The following is a 232-nucleotide window of genomic DNA, read 5'->3' on the forward strand; positions in this document are numbered from 1 at the left end:
TATTTTACCTCTTTCTTTCCAAATTTTCGAAGAAGTTTTCTGTCATACAGTACAAACTGGATAGCTGTCACTAGAAAGGCAAGGACAGCCATGATAATACTGGCAACTGCTACGTCTACGGCTGAAACATCATAGTTAAAACTTGACATGGTTGAAGTAATCAAGAGAACACCAGCGCTCCCTGCAAAGAGATTTTGCCCAAAGAAGTTACCATAGTTTTCTGCTGCGGCAG

The 232-nt window shown here is 40.9% G+C and carries 1 protein-coding gene; it reads right to left on the reverse strand.

Annotated features, from left to right (window positions below):
• Nucleotides 1–232 (reverse strand): 5-oxoproline transporter, DUF969 family subunit (locus tag ETC07_RS16475; RefSeq protein WP_136249355.1); only part of this gene is annotated, 232 nt, incomplete at both ends.

Source organism: Halomonas borealis (assembly GCF_004798905.1).
In the GTDB taxonomy this organism is placed as follows: Bacteria; Pseudomonadota; Gammaproteobacteria; order Pseudomonadales; family Halomonadaceae; genus Halomonas; species Halomonas borealis.